Source organism: Corallococcus terminator (assembly GCF_049194865.1).
GTDB lineage: Bacteria > Myxococcota > Myxococcia > Myxococcales > Myxococcaceae > Myxococcus > Myxococcus terminator_A.
Genome location: NZ_JBLZWL010000089.1, coordinates 80,460 through 99,939, shown reverse-complemented (window position 1 = coordinate 99,939; position 19,480 = coordinate 80,460). Strand labels below are relative to the sequence as shown.

Below are 19,480 nucleotides of genomic sequence, written 5' to 3'. Positions count from 1 at the left end.
CCCATGGGCGTGAGCGTGACTCGTCCCGACGTGCGGCTTGTCCCGTTGTCACTCGAGCATGCGCCGGCGATGTTCCGCTGGATGGAGGACCCGGAGGTGCGGCTGGGCGTGGGCATCCGCGCCACGCCGTCCCTCGAGCGGACGCAAGGCTGGATTGCCCAGGCCTTGGAGCGCGGAAGTGGCATGTTTCCCTTCGCGATTCTGGAAGGCGACGCTCATGTGGGCAACGTGGTGCTGGACCGCCTGGACTCCCATCTGTCGACGGTGAGGCTGTCCATCTACGTGGGGGAGTCTTCCTGCAGGGGCCGGGGCGTGGGCCAGGCCGCGGTGCGACTGGCGCTGGCGCATGCCTTCGAGCAGCTGGGCCTGTACAAGGTGTGGCTGACCGTCCATGCGGAGAATGAGGCCGCGCGCCGCATGTACACGGTGCTGGGCTTCCAGGAGGAAGGTCGACTGCGGGGGGAGTTCCTCCTCGCGGGGCGACGGGTGGAGGCCATCTACATGGGCGTGCTGGCCTCCGAGTTTCACGCTCGGAATCCGCGCGGTGGTGAGGAGCTGAGCCCGTGAAGGTGGCCGTTCTCCAGTCCAACTACCTGCCCTGGAAGGGCTACTTCGACATCATCCACGCGGTGGATGTGTTCGTCTTCTACGACGACGTGCAGTTCACCAAGAACGACTGGCGTCACCGCAACCGCATCAAGACTTCACGAGGACCGGAGTGGCTGTCGGTCCCCGTGGGCTCCCACATCCACCGGCTCATCTGCGAAGTGTCCATGACGGACCCGCGTTGGGCCGAGCGTCACTTCGACATCCTCCGGCAGAACTACAGGGCCGCGCCCTTCTGGTCTCGCTACGAGCCCCTGCTGAAGGACGCGTTGCTGGGGCGCACCTGGACGCATCTGTCCGAGCTGAACCAGCACCTCATCCGCCAGCTGTCAGGCGAGCTGGGCATCTCCACCCCCTTCCGGGACTCGCGCGAGCTGTCCCTGGAAGGGCAGAAGGGCGAGCGCCTGATGGGGCTGCTGCGGCAGCTGGGGACCACCGAGTATGTCTCGGGCCCGGCGGCCAGGGCGTACCTGGACCCCGCGGTGTTCGAGGCCGCGGGCATCCGCCTGACGTACTTCGACTACAGCGGCTATCCTGAGTACCCGCAGCCGCATCCGCCCTTCGTCCACGAGGTGAGTGTCGTGGACCTCCTCCTGAACGTCGGGCCGGATGCGCCCCGTTACATCTGGGGCTGGCGCGAGCCGCCCGTGGCTATGCCTTCACCGCGGTGAAGCCCACGTACTTGTAGAGGGGCCGGGAGAGCGGCATCGCCGCGCGCAGCGTCTCCTCCACCAGGGCGGCGTTGCGCAGGCGCTCCTCGGTGGACGTGCCCGGCGCGTTGACGAGGGAGGCCTGTCCCAGGAACCAGTAGTAGTGGAAGTCCACCCGGGCGAAGCCCGCCTCCAGGAGCTGCTCGCGCAGCACCTCTTCGCGGAAGCCGCCCAGGAAGTCCTTGCCGTACTCCGCATGGCTGAAGACCTCCGCGTTGATGCCGTAGGTGCGCTGCATCTCCTCGTCCTTGTGCGCGACGGCCTCGATTTCGCGGCGCACCACGGGCGCGTAGTCCCCAGTCCGCTCCAGGCCTTCAATCTGCTGCCAGAAGTAGAAGTTCGGGTCCAGGTCCGCGTAGAAGCAGCCCCCCGAGCGCAGCGCCTTGGCGGCGGTGCGCAGCGTGGGGGCCACGTCGTAGAGGTGGTGGAGGAACGAGTACGCCGTCACCATGTCGAAGGTGCCGGGCTCCACCGGATAGGTGCCCGTGTCGTGCTGGTGGAGGTGGATGGTCGCGGGTCCGGAGCGGTCCACCTGAGCGAGCATGGCCGCGGTGACGTCCACGCCATGAATCTCCGGGATGAACTGGCGGGCGATGCGGATGATGAAGCCCGTCCCGCAGCCCAGGTCCAACAAGCGACGGGCCTGGACTCGTGAAGACAGCTCCCGCAGCTTCCCCTCCACGAAGCTGACGTTCTCCGGGCGGAAGTGTGGCTCTGTCGTCTCGTAGATGGCAGCCAGGCGCGAGTGCACCTCGATGTTGGCCGCGATCACCTGGTCGTTCTTTGCCGTGGTCACTACTCGGTCTCCTGCTGAAACTTCCGCTGCGAGGGGGGCGCGTAATACTCGTCGAGAGAGGCGGGAACCTGCGCGAGGAAGCCCAGCTTCTGTCGGGCTCGTCGCGACATGTCGCTCAAGTCCAGGTGGGCGAGGGCTCGCGGGATGTCGATGCGCTGCTTCATGTACGGGCGGCACATGTTGAGCGTGAGCGCGTGGCGCCACTGGTGGGACTGGTTCTGTCCCCCCGCGTGCCAGAGTCGTGCATTGAAGAAGAAGCCACTGCCGGCTGGCGCGATGAGGCGCAGCCCCTGGGCGTGGAACACGTCCTCATCCGGTGCCTCGGCACGGGTGTGGGAGCCCGGCAGGAACCAGGTGGCGCCATTCTCCTCGGTGAAGTCGTCCACCAGGAGGGTTGCCCCCATGTTCGTGACGTAGCCGGGGATGAGGCGCGGGCAATCCACATGGATGCGCGTGGAGTAGTTCCCCTGTCCGGGCGGCATGGAGGACGAGGTATAGGCGTACACGGTGCAGCCAGGCCCCATGACGGACTCGAAGGGCGCCATCACCGGCTCGAGGTCGAAGAGGCTCCAGAACGCGCCGCCATACAGGGCGCACAGCAGCACCATGTTCTGGTCCCGGTAGGGGCGACCTTCATGCCAGGCTTCTTCCTTCCGAATCGCCTCGGCCATCTCCACGCGTGCGCGTGCGACGAAGTCCGGGGGCATCACGCCTTCGATGACGACGTAGCCCTCCTGTTCGATGTGCTCGCGGACTTCAGCGGGAGAGGGATTTCGGAGGACGCGGGCGGCGGTCATTCCTGTGGCTCCTCGTATATCTGTCGGACGATGTAGAGGGGGCGGCCCTGGACCTCGCGCAGGACGCGGCCGATGTAGAGGCTCGCCAGGCCGACCACGAAAATCTGGATGCCTCCCAGGAACACGGTGATGGCGATGGTGGACGTGTAGCCCGCTCTGTAGTCCACGAAGAACAGCTTGCTGATGACCAGGAACAGCGCCATGAGCAGGCCCAGAAGCGCGATGACCATTCCCACCGCGGCGGCCATCTTCAGCGGCAGGTCGGAGAAGGAGATGATGGTCTCCAGGGCCATGCGCAGGCGGCGCCGGAAGTTGTAGCTGGAGCGCCCCTGTGTGCGTCGCTGATGCCGCATGGGGACATAGGCATGGCGGAAGCCCAGCCAGAACTCCAACCCTGGAATGTAGCGGCTCTTCTCCGTCAAGGCGTTGTACGCATTCAGGAAGCGCCTGTTCATGATGCGCAGCGTGGCGCTGTCCTGTGGCACCGCATAGCCCGTTAGCCAGTTGAGCACCGAGTTGAACCCGCGCGACGTCAGCTTGTTGAGCCACGTCACATCGCGCACCTGGTATTGGCCGTGGACGATGTCTGCTTCGTCGCGCTCCAGCACGCTCAGGAGCAGGGGAATCTGGTCGGGTGGGTCCTCCATGTCCACGTTGAGCATGCCCACGTACTGGCCTCGGGCATGCTGGTAGCCACAGGAGAGCGCCACATGCTGGCCGAAGTTGCGGCTCAGCTCGATGACCCGGACGAACGCGAACCGTGGCACCACCTGCTCCACCAGGAACCGCACGGATGCATTGCGGCTGCCGTCGTCCACGAAGAGCAGCTCGACGCGGCCCGTGATGTCCGCACGGTCGAGGTGCTTCTGAAACACCCGCTCGAACTCCGCCGCGAAGTCGGCCGCCAGCTCGCCGTCGTTGTAGATGGGCACGACGAAGGAGTAGAGGACCCCTTCTTCTCGAGGTTCATTTCGTGCTGGGGCAGCCGGGCTCACCGTGCTTGTGCCTCTCGCTCGAGGCAGCGCACGAACGCGCGGGCGGCATGGTCCGCATCCTCCAACGTCATGCCCCCATGGAGGGGCAGGCGCAGCAGTCGCGGAGCAAGGGACTCGGTTTCGGGCAGGGATGGCGCGGGCGCCCCCTGGCGGATGCGCGCCTGGTAGGGCGACAGATGGAGCGGCTCGTAATGGGAGGCCACCCGGACCTCCTCGGCGGCCATGTCCTTCAGCAACGCCGCGCGATCAACCTGCGCGGGCAGTCGCACCGCGAAGACATGCGCCGGGTGTTCGGCTCCAGCGGGTGTCTGCTGGAAGGACAGGCCCAGCCGCTCGCCTTCGGGTTCCAGCAGTTCGGCATATCGCCGCCACAGGGCCATCCGGTGACGCTGTGAGTCCCGCGAGGACTCCAACTGCGCGGTGAGCACCGCCGCGAGGATGTCCGACAGGAGCAAGCTGCTACCGGCCTCCTGCCACGTGTACTTGTCCACCTCTCCCCGCAGGAATCGCGAGCGGTCCGTGCCCTTCTCGCGAAGGGTCTCCGCGCGCACGGCCAGGGCAGGGTCCCTGATGAGCAACGCGCCGCCCTCGCCACACGAGACATTCTTGCTCCGGTGGAAGGAGAGCGCCGAGAGCTGGCCGAAGCTGCCGAAGGGGCGACCTCCGACGTTCGCGAAGAGCGCGTGGGCGGCATCCTCCACCAGTCGGACACCTCGCGCGGCGCACATGCTCGCGATGCGCTCCATGTCTCGATTCACCCCGCCATAGGGCATGGTCACCACGACGGTGGTGCGCGGCGTCCAGGCGGCCTCGAGCTGCTCGGCTTCCATGGAGAACGTCCGCGGGTCGATGTCAGCCCACCGCAGGCGTGCGCCCCGCAGCGCGAAGGCGTTCGCGGTGGAGGAGAACGTGTACGAGGGCATGACGACCTCGTCCTCGGGGCCCACGTCGAGGGCGAGCGCCGCGAGCTCCAGCGCGTGCGTTCCCGAGGGTGTCAGCAACACATGTCCTCCACCCGTGAGCTCGCTCAGCAAGCGAGCCGCCCGACGGGTGAAGGGGCCATCTCCCTCGGTGTGCCCCGAGTTGAGCGCCTCGCTCATGTAGAGGCTCTCGGTCGGCGCGGGGCAATGGCGGGTGAAGAAGATCACTGAGCACCTGGAAGAGGGGGGCCGACTTCGGGAGCATGATGAATGCAGTCCAGGAGAGTCAACGCTCATGGACCTCGCCCACTTTACCTCGCGAGTCCGCTGACCAGGCTGCTAGGCTCGAATCTTCATGAACACGCGACAACGGGTCGGCCTGCTGGTGTGCGGCGCTACCCTGTATGCCTGCTTCTTCGGGCTCACCCGGACTGCGCCGGGCCTGCTCATCACCTTCCATCCGCCCTGGACGAACGCGAGCGCGGGTGAGGGCTACGTCTGGCTGGGGTTGTTGCTCCTGCTGACTCCGGGGGCCGGCATGGTGGGGGTGGCGCTGGCGCCCTGGGTGGCGCGCGCCGTGGGTTCTGTCGGTGCTCAGCTGATGCAGATGACCTCTCGCGAGCGCAAGGTGGGGGCCGCGATGTTGGCGTGCCTCTTCGTCGGGTTCGCGCGCGCGGGGCACGCTTTCTTCCTGCGAGGCTTTCCCTTCACGGATGACGAAGGGGCCGCGCGGTTCGGAGGGCAGGTGCTGGCGGCGGGAGTGGTCTCGATGCCTCGGCCCCTGCCGGTCGAGGCCTTTCCAGACCTCTTCCTCTATGCACACGACGGACGGTGGGCGGGGTTGGACTGGCTGGGCGTGCAGCTCGCCTGGGCCGCGGCGGAGCTCAGTGGATTGGGAGACGCCCTCTTCGCGATAGCGGCGGCGCTGGCCGTGCTCGGAGTCCTGGGCGTGGGCGCGAGACGAGGAGGTCCCACCGGGGCCGTGCTGACGGTCGCGCTCCTGGTCGCGTCTCCCATGATGGAGCTGTTGTCCTTCACGACGCACGCGCATGTGCTGTCACGAGGGATGCTGGCCCTCGCGCTCTGGGCCTTCGTGTCGGCGATGGAGCGCCGCACGGTGGGGGCGTGGTTCTGGACGGGGCTTGCCCTCGGGTTGGCGGGAATGACCCGCCCCTTCGAGGTGGGGGCGCTCGTGTTGCCGCTGGCGCTCGCGGAAGTGGGGGCCAGCTTCAAGCGGGGAGACCTGGCTCGCACGTTGGGGGGCGTCGCGCTCGGCCTGGCGCTGCCGCTCATCGCCACGCTGGTGCATGCCAGCTGGGTGACGGGTGGGGTGCTGCCTCCACGGCTCGCGGGAAACAACGAGGTCCTCCACCCGTATCTGACCCACTTCAAGAGTGCCTGGAGCCCGGCGCAATTCGCGGACCGGTTCGGCGCCAACTTCTCCTACAACCTGGTGATGCTCGCGCTGTGGTTCCTGGGGCCCGTGGGCATCCTCCTGGTGGCCGCGGGATGGGGCGCGGACCGGCTCACGCGTTGGCTGGGCTGGGGTGTCGTCGTTCATCTGTTGGTCGCGCTCATCCACGACGACCACGGGCTGCATCTGGTGGGCCCCATCCACTACTCGGAGGCCGTGGTGCCGCTGGCGATCATCGCTGGCGCCGGACTGCTCCGGCTGCTCGCCGCGCTGCGCGAGCGCTCCATCCCGACCGAGGCCCTGGTGGGGGCACTGGCGATGGTCCTGGTCCTCGCGCTGGGGACCTTCACGGTGTGGAATGGACTGGCGTTGAGGCGTCAGGCGGAGATTCACGAGAGCATCTACGCCTTGGTGGATGACCCCGCGCTGGGCGATGCCGTGGTGCTGGCCCCCGCCTACAGCAACGTCTGGAGCTCCATCCCGCGTTTTCGTGCCCAGGGCTCGTTTGTCTTCAGTTGGCGCAGACCTCGTCCCGACCTGGGGGATTCGGTGCTCGTGCTCCTGGATGCCCCGGGCGCGGAGCCACGGCTCCGAGCACTCCTGCCGGGCAGGCGCTTCTTCCGGCTCGCGCGCTCCGCCGAGGGACAGGTGGAACTCGTCCCCTTGCCTGCCTCGTAATGGAGGAGGGCTGGACTTGCGCTCGGGGGACAGGTTGCCCTGCTCGCCACGGCGATGGCCGAGGGGGCTCGTGGCACCGGCTGCTGAAGGAAGCCGCTACAATCCGAGTGCTCGATGCCGACGCAACTCCTCCCTGAACCTCGCCCCGTGACTCTCCGACCTCGAACACAAGTGCTGCTCGTCGTCCTGACGGCGGTGCTCGTGTATTCCGGCACCCTGTTCAACGGGCTCGTCTACGACGACCGGCTCCTGGTGGTGGAAAACCCCTGGCTGCAGTCATGGAGCGCGCTGGGGGAAGCGTTCCAGCGTCCCTTGTTCGCCTTTGGTGACGAGCCTGTCGCCCAGATGGAGCGCAGCCCCGGGGAGAGCTACTTCCGGCCGTTCGCGCATGTGCTCTTCTTCGTGCAACGAAGCCTCTTTGGCACCGCCGCGTGGGGGTTCCACCTGGTCCTCATGCTGCTGCATGCGGCGGTGTCCGCGTTGGTGTTCTGGTTGCTGCGCACCTGCCTCCAGCGCCCGGGTGAACCGCTGTCTCCCGCGAGAGGGTGGGCCGCGCTGGCGGGAGCGCTCCTCTTCGCCGTGCACCCCGTGCACACGGAGGCGGTGGCCTGGGTGAGTGGCTGCATGGACGTGACGGCCACCTTCATGGTGCTGCTCGCGGTGTGGCTCATGGTGGCGGGCCCTGCCTCTTGGAGACGAGGGCTGGGGGCCGCGCTGTTGTGGTTCGCCGGCCTGATGTTCAAGGAGGTGGCCGTGGTGTTTCCCGTGGTGCTGTGGGCCACGGACCGCGCCGCGGGCATCACGCCGTCCCCGCCAGGCGTTCGCGGATGGTGGCGCCGCTATGCCCCGTTGGGGCTGGGCGCGCTGGGGTATGCCGCGCTCCGGTTGAATGCCATTGGCCTGTCGCTGCCAGTTCCGGTGGGCTCCGGGGAGACGGGGTTGTATCCGCTCCACCTGCTGGCCCTGGCGGGGAGGCTGGGGGCCAAGCTCTTCTGGCCGCATCCCCTCGTGCTGACGATTCCCGTCCGCGTGGAGCCCACCTCGTTGGAGGTGCTTCTGGGCTCGGTGTTGTTGGTGGCGGTACTGGGGTTGTTGTGGAGGAAGCGCCGCGAGGCGGGGGCGGAGTTCACCGGGGGCGTGTGGCTCTTGACGCCCCTGCTGCCCGTCTTCTTTCTCCAGCTTCGCGGCGTGGAGGCCTACGGAGAGCGCTTCCTCTATCTTCCTTCGGTGGGGTTCTGTCTGCTGGCCGCCGCGGTGCTGGGCCAGCTGCTGGAGCGCTGGCCCGGCCAGACACGCGCGCTGGGACTGGTGGCGGGAGGCGCCATCGCGGTGTCCGCGGTGCTGACGCTGGTCCGGGTCCCCGTGTGGCACGACGATATTTCGCTATGGGAGGACACGGTGGCCAAGACGCCCGGGGAGCCCATTCTCCGGGGCTACCTGGGCGCTGCCTACCTCAAGGCGCGTCGCCCCGAAGAAGCGCTGCCCCAGTTGGAGTTCATGGCCCAGGCGATGCCCCGGGCCTATCAGCCGCAGAGCGACCTGGCCGTCGCCTATGCCCTCTTGGGGCGGATGGACCTCGCCATTCCCCAACTCGAGAGGACGTTGCGACTGCGTCCCAATACGCCGGTGGTCATCCACAACCTGGGGCTCGCGCTTCGCCGGGCGAAGCGACTGGAGGAGGCGGTCGCCCGTTTTCAGGAGGCCGTGCGGCTGGCTCCGAAGCGTGCCGATTCCCATCTGGAGCTGGGCCGGACGATGCGTCAGCTCGGGCGGCCCGCGGAGGCGGTGGCCCCCCTGGAAGAAGCGTTGCGGCTCCAGCCCGACTCGGAGCTCGCGCGTCGGGAGTTGAGCGAGGCACGGCAGGCCCTGAGTGCCGCGCCCTGAGCCGCACGGCGAATCATCCTTCGGCGGGGCCCGTCGCCAGTGCGTGGCGCCTCAGCGGAAGTCGCGTCGCTCGAAGATGAAGATGGCGGCGGCGGTGAAGAGCGCGGCCCAGCCCAGGGTGTAGCCCACACCCGAGAAGAAGGTGGGGGCGTCGACCGCCAGGGCATACGTCGCATGGGGGCGGAAGTTCACCCGCTCCAGATTGGGCAGCAGGTAGTAGAGCCCGGTCGCGACGGCCTTCACGGACCCTTCGTCCAGCCGCCGGGCGATGTCGTGGAGGTCGTTGGCCAGATGCCCGGCGAAGTAGATGCCCGTCGTTGCGATGGCCGACACCGCGGGCCCCGTGAAGCTGGAGAAGAGGATTCCCGCGCTCGTCAGGACCAGGAGCTCGAACCACAGGCCCACCGCCGCGACGAGCTGCACGGGCTGGACGCTCACCTGGAACAGCACGAGCTGGCCGAGGAAGATGAGCATCATGGCCCCCATCAGCACGGCGAGCGTCAGCATGTTGCCGGCGAGCCGCGCCAGCAGGAACTCGGTGCGCGACACCGGCTTGCTCACGACGAGGAAGATGGTGCGCCGCTCGATTTCCCGACTCAGCAGTCCGCTCGACAGGAAGATGGTGAGGAAGACGAGGATGAGGCTCATCATTCCCAGTCCGAAATCGGTGAGCACGCGGTCGAACGTCGCGACCGTCACCTCCGTCACCAGCGTCGAGGACAACAACACCACCGCGGCGAAGGCGCCCACCACCACGGTGACGCGGTTGCGGCGTGCCTCACGGAACCCGTTCCAGACCATCGCGCCGAACGCGCTCATGTGTTGATCTCCCCGCCGACACTCGTCGTTCGTCCCGAGTCCTTGAGTGCATCCATGAAGAGCTGCTCCAAGGAGAACCGCGCCGCCTGGAGGCTGTTGACGCGCCCTCCCGCCGCGAGCACTTGACTCAACAAGCGCTGGCTCTCCTGGTCCGAGACCTGAACGCGCACCCGACCATCCAGGGCCTGCGTGGATTCCAGCGATATGCCCAGACCCTTCACCTGCTCCAGCTTCAGCCCCTCCACCACCAGCTCCACGGTGGGCACCTGGGCGGAGAGCAGCTCCTGCACGCTGCCCTCGCGCACACGACGACCGCCCACGAGCACGGCCAGCCTGTCACACAGCGCTTCCACGTCCGGGATGATGTGGCTGCAGAACAGGACGGTGGTCCCCCGGTCTCGCTCGGCCAGGATGAGGTCGCGCATCTGCCGCCGCCCCACGGGGTCCAGGCCGCTGGTGGGCTCGTCGAGGATGAGCATCTTCGGCCGGGCCACCAGGGCCTGCGCGAGCGCCACACGCTGCACCATGCCCTTGGAATAGCGACGAATCTGGAGCTTCTCCGCGGCGCCCATCTCCACGGCGCCCAAGACCTCCGTCACTCTCAGATCCAGCTCATGCCCGCTCATGCCGCAGAGCTGTCCCGCCAGCGTCACGAACTCGCGTCCGGTGAGGTACTCGTAGGGCGCGGGGTTCTCTGGAAGGAAGCCCACCAGTCGGCGTGTCGCCGCACGGTCCACGGGCTGGCCAAACAGCAGCGCCGTGCCTCCACTGGGGCGAACCAGGTTCATCAGGATCTTGATGGTCGTGGACTTGCCGGCGCCGTTGGGCCCCAGCAGGCCATAAATCTGTCCTGCGCCCACTTCGAGGTCCAACCCTTGAAGGGCACGAACGGTGCGGTTGAACCAGAAGCCTACCTTGTATGTTTTCGAGAGGCCCCGGGCTTGGATGGGGGGGGCATCAGGGCTGATGGGGTTCATGGCTCGTCGTCTCTCGGGGTTTGGGAACGATGCGTTCCCCCTCCGGCGTCTTGTCGTTGTAGATGATCTCCAACCGGAACCGCGCGGCCGTTGAATAGCTCCGGCCGTCCTCCCCCAGGAAGAACTGTCCACCCAGAGGGTCGGCCGGCAGCTCCCTCAGGTCTCCGGAGGTGACGAGCGCCTCCAGTTTCGTGGGGAGGCGGCCCTCCCGGGCCTTGTACCGCTCGAGGGCCTCGTCGAGCTGCTGGAGCACCTTTTCCTGGATGATTTCGTTGACGCGTCGCTCGTAGTACTCACGCGTCTCGGCGTCCTCCGCCCCGTCGCGCATGGTCTGCGCCAACCCCAGGCTGGTGTCGAAGTCGCCCGCCTGCGCATACAGCCGGGTCGCCAGCCCCGAGTACCACTCCGGTGCATCGGGGGCGCGAGCGAGCTCCTCGATGATGGCGGCGGCCTCTTGGTAACGCCGCTCGAAGAACATGAGGTTGTAGGCGAGCTGGAAGTGGATGCGTTTGTCTTCCGGCGTGTTGGCCATCCCCTTGCGGAGGATTCGCGAGGACTCCTCGACGTTGGCGTACTGCTCGCGGCCCAGGTGGATGGGGATGGTGATTCCCGCGAAGGTGTAGACCTTGGCGAAGCGAGGATCGAGATCTGTCGTGAGGTCCGCGTAGTAGTAGATGTCGCGGTACTCAGACACGGTGCTGGCCGCGCCTACGCGGTTGATGGTCATCACCCAGAAGTAGTCCGCCACCAGTCCGAGCTGCGCCTTGAACAGGGCCTTGAGGAGCCCGGCTCGCGGCAGCAGGGGGCGATCATCCAGACGAAGCGGCGGAGGCGGCTGGGCGGACAAAACGACCACCAAGACCAGGCCAGCGACCAAGAGCAGAGCAGTCAGCTTGCGCATCGTTCCTTGGAAAGCACACGGGGCACCCGAGTCTCTCGGGCGCCCCGAATTTACCACATGATGCCCCGCCGGAAAGCGGGGTCATGCCGTGATTAGCAGCTCACGTCGTTGTAGGCGTTGCCCGGCTCACCACCACCGACGTTCGGGCTGTCAATGCCGCAGGGGTTGATGAGGACGGTGCTCGTGGTGGCGACCGAGGTGATGCCCCAGGTGTCCGCGGCGGAATCGTTGTCCACGTTGCCCACGGCCACGGCGCTGAAGTCGCAGCTCGGGCACTGGCCCGCGATCTTGGCGGCCATCGGGTAGGTCGGAGCATCCGGGACCTTGGCGAAGCGCGCCAGGTCCTGGCCGATGCAGCCGGCGCCGTAGGTGCGGCCCGTCGGAGACGCTTCCTGCGCCAGGTTGCAGCCACCGTTGATGGAGTAGCTGAAGCGGTTGCCCGGCTCCGGATCAAAGCCGACGACCTTGAAGTCGGAGACGTACTTGTCCTTCTCGCCGAAGTACGCCTTCTGGGCCGTGAAGATGGCCTTCAGGTTCGTCTTGGCCTCGGACTGCTTGGACTTGGCCTGGAAGCGGATGAAGTTCGGGATGGCGATGGCCGCCAGGATGCCGATGATGGCGACGACGATCATCAGCTCGATGAGGGTGAAGCCACCCTTCTTCTTCAGGAGACGGTTCAGCATGTCGGGAGTGCTCCGCAGGTGCAGAGGGGGGTTGAACGACTGCCTGGATTTATAGCACGAACGGTGCCATGGCCAACAGTCGCCCCAACCCGATGAATTCTCACAGAGGGGCACACTGGATCTCGTCCGCCCGTCCCCCTGGCTGCCAAAAATTGTCACCGCGCCTGACGGAAATCGTCGATCCGCGATGCTGTCCTCCTGATGCCGCGACGCTAGGATGCCCGGCTCCGTGACGGACTTCTCCCTCGTGCCGGGCTGGGCCGGGCCCCTCTTCACCGCCTTCCTCCTGGTCCTCGGCCTGTGTATCGGCAGCTTCCTCAATGTCGTTATTGCCCGCGTCCCGGAGGGACTGAGCATCGTCCGCCCCGGCTCGCGCTGCCCCAAGTGCGGGCATGTCCTGTCGTGGTACGAGAACATCCCCGTCCTCTCATGGCTCGCGCTGAGAGCTCGGTGTCGTTCGTGTCACGCGCCCATCTCCCCGCGCTACGTGCTGGTGGAGCTGCTCACGGGCCTGCTCTTCCTGGCGTGCCTGCGCAGGTTCGGGTGGACGTACGAGCTGTTTCCCGCACTCGTGCTCGTGTCGCTGCTGATTCCGCTCACCTTCATTGATCTGGCGCACTGGATTCTACCGTTCTCGCTCACGGTGCCGGGCATCGCCGCGGGGCTGGTGCTCGCGGTGCCCAGGGGCGCGGATGCGGTGGTGGACGCCACGCTGGGGGCGATCATCGGCTTCCTCACCTTCCGCCTGATGGAGTACGTGGGCTGGAAGGTCTTCCGGAAGGAAGCGCTGGGCGGCGGCGACAAGTTCCTCGTCGCGCTGCTGGGCGCCTTCCTGTCCTGGCGGGCGCTGCTGGGCATCCTCTTCCTGTCCTCGCTGCAAGGCGCTGTGGTGGGAATCGCCATGCTCGGACTCACCGGTCGCGCGGGGCCATCGACACCTCCCGACGCCGGGCCCGTGAAGACTCCCGAGGGCGTGGCGCCGCCCCCGGAGGCCCCGAAGGGCGCGCCTCCCGAGGGCGCGTCTCTGGCTCTCGGTGACGAACGTGTCACGCCCCCTGAGGGTGCGGCGCTGCCCGCTGATCCGCCGAATGACGCGCCTCTCGCCGGAGCGGGTGCGACGACGGCCGCGACCGAGGGCACACAGGAGGCTGATCCCGAGTCCACGATGACGTGGGAGTTCACTCGACCTGGGATTGCACTCTGGAAGCGCTTGTTGCTGGTGCCTTGGTGCCTGCTGTTCCAGCCGATTCCCGACGCGCCCATGGATGACGAGACGGGCGAGGAAGAGGAGTGGGTGCCCGGGCCCACCAACATCCCCTTCGGCCCCTGGCTGGCGCTGGCGGGGCTGGAGGTGATGCTGCTCGGGCCCTGGCTGGCGCGCGTGCTACCCATGGACATCGCGATGTTGCTCGGGGGCGCGCCGTGAAACGCGCGGACGGGCGATGAAGTGGCGCATCGCCAGCGTGGCGTTCCTGCTCAGCTCGCTCTGCACGGGACTCTCCTGGCTGTCGCTCCAGCCCGTCCTCATCCGGTTGCTGGAGCTGGGCCGTCGGCTCGTGTCTCCAGGCTCTCCGGACGCGGAGGTGCTGGCGCAGGTGCGGGGCTTCCTTCCGCTCGCGCTGGGGTTGGATCTGGTGGCGCTCACGTTGCTGGCGTACGTGGTGCTGGATTTGACGGTGGGCCGTCCGCTGCGCTCCGCCGAGGCCATGGTGGAGCAACTGGGGCGCCTGGAGTTGGATCCGCACCTGACGCCCACGCAGGGCGGGCCGCTGCTGTCGAGGATGCAGCGCGCGCTGCAGCGGCTGGCGGAGGCGCTGCGCTCGGAGCAGGCCCTCACGCGCTCCCAGGTGGAATCGCTGCGGGAGGCCAACCTCCGCCTGTCGCGGGCCCAGACGGAGCTGGTGTCCGCCGAGCGGCTGGCCACGGTGGGCCGGCTCGCCGCGGGCGTGGCGCATGAGGTGGGAAACCCCCTGGCCGGCATCCTCGGCTATCTCTCCCTGGCGCGGATGAAGGCGCCCACGGCGGAGCTGAAGGACTACCTGGAGCGCATCGACCACGAGGTGCAGCGCATCGACCGCATCGTCCGCGGCCTGCTGGACCTGGGGCGCCCGGAGACGTCGTCGCCGGGGCCGGTGGACGTGGGCTCGGTGGTGGAGACGTGTGTGCGGCTGGTCCGCGCCGCACCCGAGCTCTCCAGTGTGTCGGTGGACCTGGCGCTGGAGCCTGGGGTGTTCGCCCGGGCGGAGACAGGGCCGCTGTCGCAGATCCTCATCAACCTCCTGCTCAACGCCGCGCAGGCCATGGGAGGGCAGGGGAGCGTGAGTGTCGTGACCCGCAGGGCGGAGGGCGAGGTCCAGCTGATGGTGAGGGACCACGGGCCGGGAATCCCTTCCGAGGTCATGCCCCGGCTGTTCGAGCCCTTCTTCACCACGAAGGGTCGGCAGGGCACCGGGCTGGGGCTGGCGGTGTCGCTGCGACTGACGCAGGTGATGGGAGGGCGTCTGGGCGCGGAGAACCTGCCTGACGGTGGCGCGCGCTTCACCGTGTCCCTGCCCGCCGTGTGAGCGGACGCCGTCTGGCCAGAAGCTATCTCCTCCCCCGGGACTGGGGGATGATGCCGCCAGGCCCCCCATGTCCCTGTTCCGCACCATCCTCGTCGCCGACGACGAGCCGTCCATCCGGCACATCCTCACGTTGGTGCTCACCGACAAGGGCTACGACGTGCGCGCTGTCGCGGACGGGGATGAGGCGCTGCGAGAGCTGGCCACGCGCGACTACGACGTCCTCGTCTCCGACGTGCGCATGCCTCGCAAGGATGGCCTGACGCTGCTGCGCGAGGCCCAGGCCGCGCACCCGGCGCTCACCGTGGTGGTGATGAGCGCATATGGCTCGCAGGAGCAGGCCCTGGAGGCGGTGTCTGCTGGCGCGTACGACTACGTCCAGAAGCCGTTCAAGCCCGAGGAGATCGTCTTCGTCCTGCGCAAGGCCGAAGAGCGCGAGCGACTGCTGCGGGAGAATCGCCGGCTCAAGCAGGGCGGTCTGCCCTTCGCGCCTCAGGGGCACATCCTCGGGGCGAGCGAGTCGCTCCATGCGTTGCTCCGGCAGGTGGCGCGCCTGGCGCCGGTGGACACCACGGTGCTCATCAGCGGGGAGAGCGGGACGGGCAAGGAGCTCATCGCCCGGGAGCTGCACGCGCGCAGCCCGAGGGCACCGCTGCCCTTCGTCGCCGTCAACTGTGGCGCCATCCCGGGCGGGCTGCTCGAGAGCGAGCTGTTCGGCCACGCCAAGGGCGCCTTCACGGATGCCCGCACGGCCAAGCGCGGCCTCTTCTCGGAGGCCGACGGCGGCACGCTCTTCCTGGACGAGGTGGGCGAGCTGCCGCTGCCCGCGCAGGTGAAGCTCCTGCGGGTGCTGCAGGAAGGCGAAATCCGCCCGGTGGGCGAGAACCGCGTGGAGAAGGTGGACGTGCGCGTGGTGGCGGCCACGCTGCGAGATTTGGGCAAGCTGGTGGAGAAGGGGGAGTTCCGCGAGGACCTCTACTACCGCCTCAACGTGGTGAACGTGAGGGTGCCGCCCCTGCGGGAGCGCCGCGAGGACGTGCCCCTGCTGGCGAGCGCCTTCATCCACCGCTTCAACCGCGAGCTCAACCGCGAGTCGCCCGTCGAAGGACTGTCCCCGGAGGCGGCGGCGCTGATGTCCGCCTACGCCTGGCCGGGCAACGTGCGCGAATTGGAGAACGCCATGGAGCGGGCCGTGCTCCTGGCGGATGGCCCGCACATCCTTCCCTCCAACCTGCCCGAAAGGCTGTGGGCCGCGCCCGCACCTGGAACGACGGGGGCCAGCACCGGTGGGATGCCACAGGTCGGTAGCGACCTGTCGCTCAAGCGAGCCATCCGGGACTTGGAGGAGTCCTACATCCGGGCGGCCCTGAGACGGACGAAGGGGAACCGGACCCGGGCGGCGGAGGTCCTGGACATCAGTCACAGGGCGTTGCTGTACAAGATCAAGGAGTACGGCATCGACCCGGACGCGGAGGCCGAGCGGAGCTGAAGCGGGAGATTCAGCCTGGCTGCATTTGACGGAATGCGTCCGGGGCCGGAAAATCGGGCCTCCGCGACCGTGGTGGGGGGCCCGGCGCAGTTTGGATGCAGGGGTCCCGGCCGAACGGAGAGCAGGCGGGCTCCGGGCACTTTTTAGGAGGGGTTGACGGCCAGTGCTACGCTGGCTGCCTCTCGACGGAGTCAAGCATGGCGAAGGGCAAACTGGCACTCGGTCTGGACATCGGATCGACCTCCATCAAGATGATCCTGCTCAAGGAGCAGCGCAAGCGGGGCGAAGTAGGCTTCGCTCTGCAGAGCTTCGGCATGAAGCCGCTGCCCCCCGAGGCCATCGTGGATGGCGCGCTGATGAACTCCACCGCCATCGTCCAGGCGGTGCAGGAGCTGATGTCCGAGCTGAAGGTGAAGGGCAAGGATGTCGCCATCGGCGTGTCCGGCCACTCGGTCATCATCAAGAAGATTCAGATGCCGCGCATGTCCCAGGAGGAGCTCGAGGAGAGCATCCAGTGGGAGGCCGAGCAGTACATCCCGTTCGATGTGAAGGACGTGAACATCGACACGCAGATCCTCGACGGGGGCGGCAACGACGCCACCGGGCAGATGGACGTGCTGCTGGTGGCCGCCAAGAAGGACATGATCAACGACTACACCACGGTGGTCTCCGAGGCGGGCCTGGCCCCGGTGGTCGTGGACGTGGACGCCTTCGCGGTGCAGAACATGTTCTCCGTCAACTACGACCTGCCGGAGAAGGAGACCGTCGTCCTCATCAACGCGGGCGCTTCGGTGGTGAACATCAACATCATCGCCAACGGCGTGACGGTCTTCACCCGTGACGTCACCATCGGTGGCAACCAGTTCACCGAGGAGATCCAGAAGCAGCTCAACGTCTCCTACGAGGAGGCGGAAGCGCTGAAGATCGGCGGCAACCGCGCGGACGCGGATGCCGTGGTGCCCCAGGAAGTCGAGCGCGTGCTGTCCAGCGTCGCCGAGCAGGTGGCCGGTGAAATCCAGCGCTCGCTGGACTTCTACGCGGGCACCGCGGCGGACTCGAACTTCACCAAGGTCTACCTGTCCGGCGGCACGGCGAAGATTCCGGCCCTGTTCAAGACCATTGAAGCGCGCACCGGGGTGCCGGTGGAGATCCTCAACCCGTTCCGCAAGATTGAAGTGGACAACCGCAAGTTCGACCCCGCGTTCATCATGGACGTGGCGCCCATGGCCGCGGTGGCAGTGGGACTGGCGCTCCGGCGTCCTGGCGACAAGCTGGCCTAGACCGTCCACTTCCTGGAGACGACGCACATGATGATTCGCATCAACCTGCTTCCCGTCCGGAAGGTTCAGACCCAGCAGAAGGGCCGGCAGATCCTGGTCCTCTTCGCGCTGGCGCTCATCGGCGCCGCCGTGGGCAACTACCTCTGGTACGACGACCGTGACAGTGAGTTCCAGCGCAACGCCCAGGCCATCGCCCAGACTCGCGCGAAGATCGCCGAGTTGGAGAAGGTCATCGGCGAGGTGAGGAACATCAACGCCCGCAAGACCGAGGTGGAGAAGAAGCTGGCCGTGCTGGACTCGCTGCGCAAGGGCCGCAACGGTCCGGTCCGGATGATGGACGCGCTGGCGTCCGCCACACCGAAGAAGGTCTGGGTGAAGGGCTTCGTCGAGACCGCCAGCGCCGTGTCCATTGACGGCTCGGCCGTCAGCCACGACGAGGTCGCCGAGTTCATGCGCAGCCTGAACGGTGTGGTGTGGACGCCCAAGGGCATGGGGCGCCTGGTGGATCAGCGGAGGGACGCGAAGACGTCCCGCGTGGAGCTGCTGACGGCCGAGGCCACCATCGAGGAGTTCCCCGCTGGGGAAATCACTCCGTTCTTCACCGACATCGACCTGTCCAGCGCGGTGCAGACGAAGGCGGCCACCGGGCCATTGGCCGCGCCCTCGTTGGTCGACTTCAAGATCACCCTCACCGCGAACTACGCCATCTGACCGAGGCCACCGCCCATGGACAAGTACCTGGACCAATTCGTCAAGGCGACTCCGGCCGTCAAGTACGGCGGCCTGGCAGCGGCCATCGTCCTGATGACCGTCGCCAACTACTTCCTGCTCATCGACCCCACCGAGACCCAAATCAAGCAGCAGATCTCCGCGCGGCGCACGCTGGACCTGGATCTGGCGGAGAAGAGTGAGATCGCCCAGAACCTCAACGAGCGTCGGCGCGAGATGGACGTGCTGGAGCAGAAGCTCGCCGAGGCCCTCACGGAGCTGCCGGAGAAGAAGGACGTCGAGGAGCTGCTCGCGCAGATCAACGACATCGGCAAGAAGAGCGGCCTGGAGATCTCCCTGGTGCAGCCCGACCGCGAGTACGTGGGCGGCGGCGAGTTCTTCGCCCGCATCCCCATCCGCATGACGGTGAGCGGCAACTACCATGAGATCGCCATGTTCCTGCAGGAGATGGCGAACATGCGCCGCATCGTGAACGTCAACAACATCAACCTGGGCCAGCCGACCCTGAAGAACGAGAAGGTCGTGCTGCAGAGCAGCTTCCTGGCGACGACTTTCCGGTTCGTCGAGACCAAGAACTAGAAACTTGATCCGTCCGGAAAGTAGGGCGACAAGGGGATTGAGGATGAAGATGTTCAAGGCCACCATGACGACCGCCGCGCTCGCGCTGACGCTCGCTGCTTGCGAGGAGGCACCTCCGCCCCCTCCGCCGGTGGCTGCGCCACCTCCCGCGGCTCAGGCCGCGGCGCCCGCGGAGACGGCACCGACGCCCGTCGACAGCGCCACCGCGCTGGCGCCATACGTCTACAATTACAACCCGGTGGGCAAGCGGGATCCGTTCCGCAGCCCGCTGGAAGAGCTGGGCCCGGTGGCCCAGGCCAATCCCGTCATGACGTGCACGGAGCCTCTGTGCGCGTTCGACCTGGACCAGCTCAAGCTGGTCGCGGTCGTGACGGGAGACGCCAATCCACTGGCGATGGTCGAAGACCCGTTGGGTCGAGGCCACATCGTGCGCCGCAACACCCGGGTTGGACGCCAGGGTGGGAAGGTCACGCAAATCCTCCGCGATTCGTTGACGGTGACCGAGGTGTTCTCGGGCAACGGGGAGATCATCAAGAATCCGGTGACTCTGCAGCTCAAGGCCGATGACCGGCAGGACCCTAGTTACAATCTGATGACGGGCAAGAACTACGGGGAGTAGCCCCCCGTGGCGCGCCCGCGGGCGGCAGCCCGCTTCCAACTTT

Annotated in this window: 19 protein-coding genes; 11 read left to right on the top strand and 8 right to left on the bottom strand. The window is 67.2% G+C overall.

What is annotated here, in order from left to right:
* Positions 1-9: 9 nt before the first annotated feature.
* Positions 10-567, top strand: a complete 558-nt coding sequence (locus tag ACN469_RS27670; RefSeq protein WP_498772461.1) for a GNAT family N-acetyltransferase — start codon at positions 10-12, stop codon at positions 565-567.
* The gene (locus ACN469_RS27665) at positions 564-1,277 is read left to right on the top strand and encodes a WbqC family protein (RefSeq protein WP_498772459.1); all 714 of its coding nucleotides are present in this window, start codon (positions 564-566) and stop codon (positions 1,275-1,277) included. Before ACN469_RS27670 ends, ACN469_RS27665 begins: the two co-directional genes overlap by 4 nt.
* Here the strand turns inward: ACN469_RS27665 and ACN469_RS27660 are convergent.
* The 4 genes from ACN469_RS27660 to rffA are packed head-to-tail and all read right to left on the bottom strand — an operon-like array spanning position 1,258 to position 5,121.
* Positions 1,258-2,112, bottom strand: a complete 855-nt coding sequence (locus ACN469_RS27660; RefSeq protein ID WP_498772457.1) for a class I SAM-dependent DNA methyltransferase — start codon at positions 2,110-2,112, stop codon at positions 1,258-1,260. The genes ACN469_RS27665 and ACN469_RS27660 overlap by 20 nt on opposite strands.
* Positions 2,112-2,909 (bottom strand): phytanoyl-CoA dioxygenase family protein, encoded by a 798-nt coding sequence (locus ACN469_RS27655; protein WP_498772455.1) that lies wholly within the window; start codon positions 2,907-2,909, stop codon positions 2,112-2,114. Before ACN469_RS27655 ends, ACN469_RS27660 begins: the two co-directional genes overlap by 1 nt.
* The gene (locus tag ACN469_RS27650; RefSeq protein WP_498772453.1) at positions 2,906-3,841 is read right to left on the bottom strand and encodes a glycosyltransferase family 2 protein; all 936 of its coding nucleotides are present in this window, start codon (positions 3,839-3,841) and stop codon (positions 2,906-2,908) included. Before ACN469_RS27650 ends, ACN469_RS27655 begins: the two co-directional genes overlap by 4 nt.
* A gap of 59 nt (positions 3,842-3,900) precedes the next feature.
* Positions 3,901-5,121 (bottom strand): dTDP-4-amino-4,6-dideoxygalactose transaminase, encoded by a 1,221-nt coding sequence (gene rffA, locus ACN469_RS27645; RefSeq protein WP_498772451.1) that lies wholly within the window; start codon positions 5,119-5,121, stop codon positions 3,901-3,903.
* Between the two features lie 58 nt (positions 5,122-5,179).
* Here rffA and ACN469_RS27640 point away from each other — a divergent pair, with 58 nt between their 5' ends.
* On the top strand, positions 5,180-6,916 hold the full coding sequence (locus tag ACN469_RS27640) for a glycosyltransferase family 39 protein (RefSeq protein ID WP_498772449.1): 1,737 nt from the start codon (positions 5,180-5,182) through the stop codon (positions 6,914-6,916).
* A gap of 171 nt (positions 6,917-7,087) precedes the next feature.
* Positions 7,088-8,800: a tetratricopeptide repeat protein gene (locus ACN469_RS27635; protein ID WP_498772447.1), complete on the top strand. Its 1,713-nt coding sequence runs from the start codon at positions 7,088-7,090 to the stop codon at positions 8,798-8,800.
* A gap of 51 nt (positions 8,801-8,851) precedes the next feature.
* Here ACN469_RS27635 and ACN469_RS27630 read toward each other — a convergent pair whose 3' ends face one another.
* The 4 genes from ACN469_RS27630 to ACN469_RS27615 form a co-directional block, all read right to left on the bottom strand.
* Complete coding sequence (locus ACN469_RS27630; protein ID WP_498772445.1) at positions 8,852-9,619, bottom strand: ABC transporter permease; 768 nt, start codon at positions 9,617-9,619, stop codon at positions 8,852-8,854.
* On the bottom strand, positions 9,616-10,596 hold the full coding sequence (locus ACN469_RS27625; protein ID WP_498772443.1) for an ABC transporter ATP-binding protein: 981 nt from the start codon (positions 10,594-10,596) through the stop codon (positions 9,616-9,618). Before ACN469_RS27625 ends, ACN469_RS27630 begins: the two co-directional genes overlap by 4 nt.
* The gene (locus tag ACN469_RS27620) at positions 10,577-11,452 is read right to left on the bottom strand and encodes a tetratricopeptide repeat protein (protein WP_498772511.1); all 876 of its coding nucleotides are present in this window, start codon (positions 11,450-11,452) and stop codon (positions 10,577-10,579) included. The genes ACN469_RS27625 and ACN469_RS27620 overlap by 20 nt, the downstream gene beginning before the upstream one ends.
* 137 nt (positions 11,453-11,589) lie before the next feature.
* Positions 11,590-12,165, bottom strand: coding sequence for a prepilin-type N-terminal cleavage/methylation domain-containing protein (locus ACN469_RS27615; protein ID WP_498772509.1), 576 nt, complete (start codon positions 12,163-12,165; stop codon positions 11,590-11,592).
* A gap of 232 nt (positions 12,166-12,397) precedes the next feature.
* Here ACN469_RS27615 and ACN469_RS27610 point away from each other — a divergent pair, with 232 nt between their 5' ends.
* The 7 genes from ACN469_RS27610 (at position 12,398) to ACN469_RS27580 (ending at position 19,437) form a co-directional block, all read left to right on the top strand.
* A complete protein-coding gene (locus tag ACN469_RS27610; RefSeq protein WP_498772441.1) occupies positions 12,398-13,606 on the top strand; it encodes a prepilin peptidase in 1,209 nt (402 codons plus the stop codon).
* Positions 13,607-13,622: 16 nt separating this feature from the next.
* Complete coding sequence (locus tag ACN469_RS27605; RefSeq protein WP_498772439.1) at positions 13,623-14,744, top strand: sensor histidine kinase; 1,122 nt, start codon at positions 13,623-13,625, stop codon at positions 14,742-14,744.
* 67 nt (positions 14,745-14,811) lie between these two features.
* Positions 14,812-16,230, top strand: coding sequence for a sigma-54-dependent transcriptional regulator (locus ACN469_RS27600; protein ID WP_498772437.1), 1,419 nt, complete (start codon positions 14,812-14,814; stop codon positions 16,228-16,230).
* 197 nt (positions 16,231-16,427) lie between these two features.
* A complete protein-coding gene (gene pilM / locus ACN469_RS27595) occupies positions 16,428-17,510 on the top strand; it encodes a type IV pilus assembly protein PilM (protein ID WP_141642888.1) in 1,083 nt (360 codons plus the stop codon).
* Between the two features lie 27 nt (positions 17,511-17,537).
* A complete protein-coding gene (locus ACN469_RS27590; RefSeq protein WP_498772434.1) occupies positions 17,538-18,221 on the top strand; it encodes a PilN domain-containing protein in 684 nt (227 codons plus the stop codon).
* Between the two features lie 15 nt (positions 18,222-18,236).
* Complete coding sequence (locus tag ACN469_RS27585; RefSeq protein WP_498772432.1) at positions 18,237-18,818, top strand: type IV pilus inner membrane component PilO; 582 nt, start codon at positions 18,237-18,239, stop codon at positions 18,816-18,818.
* 43 nt (positions 18,819-18,861) lie between these two features.
* Complete coding sequence (locus ACN469_RS27580; protein ID WP_498772430.1) at positions 18,862-19,437, top strand: pilus assembly protein PilP; 576 nt, start codon at positions 18,862-18,864, stop codon at positions 19,435-19,437.
* Positions 19,438-19,480: the final 43 nt, after the last annotated feature.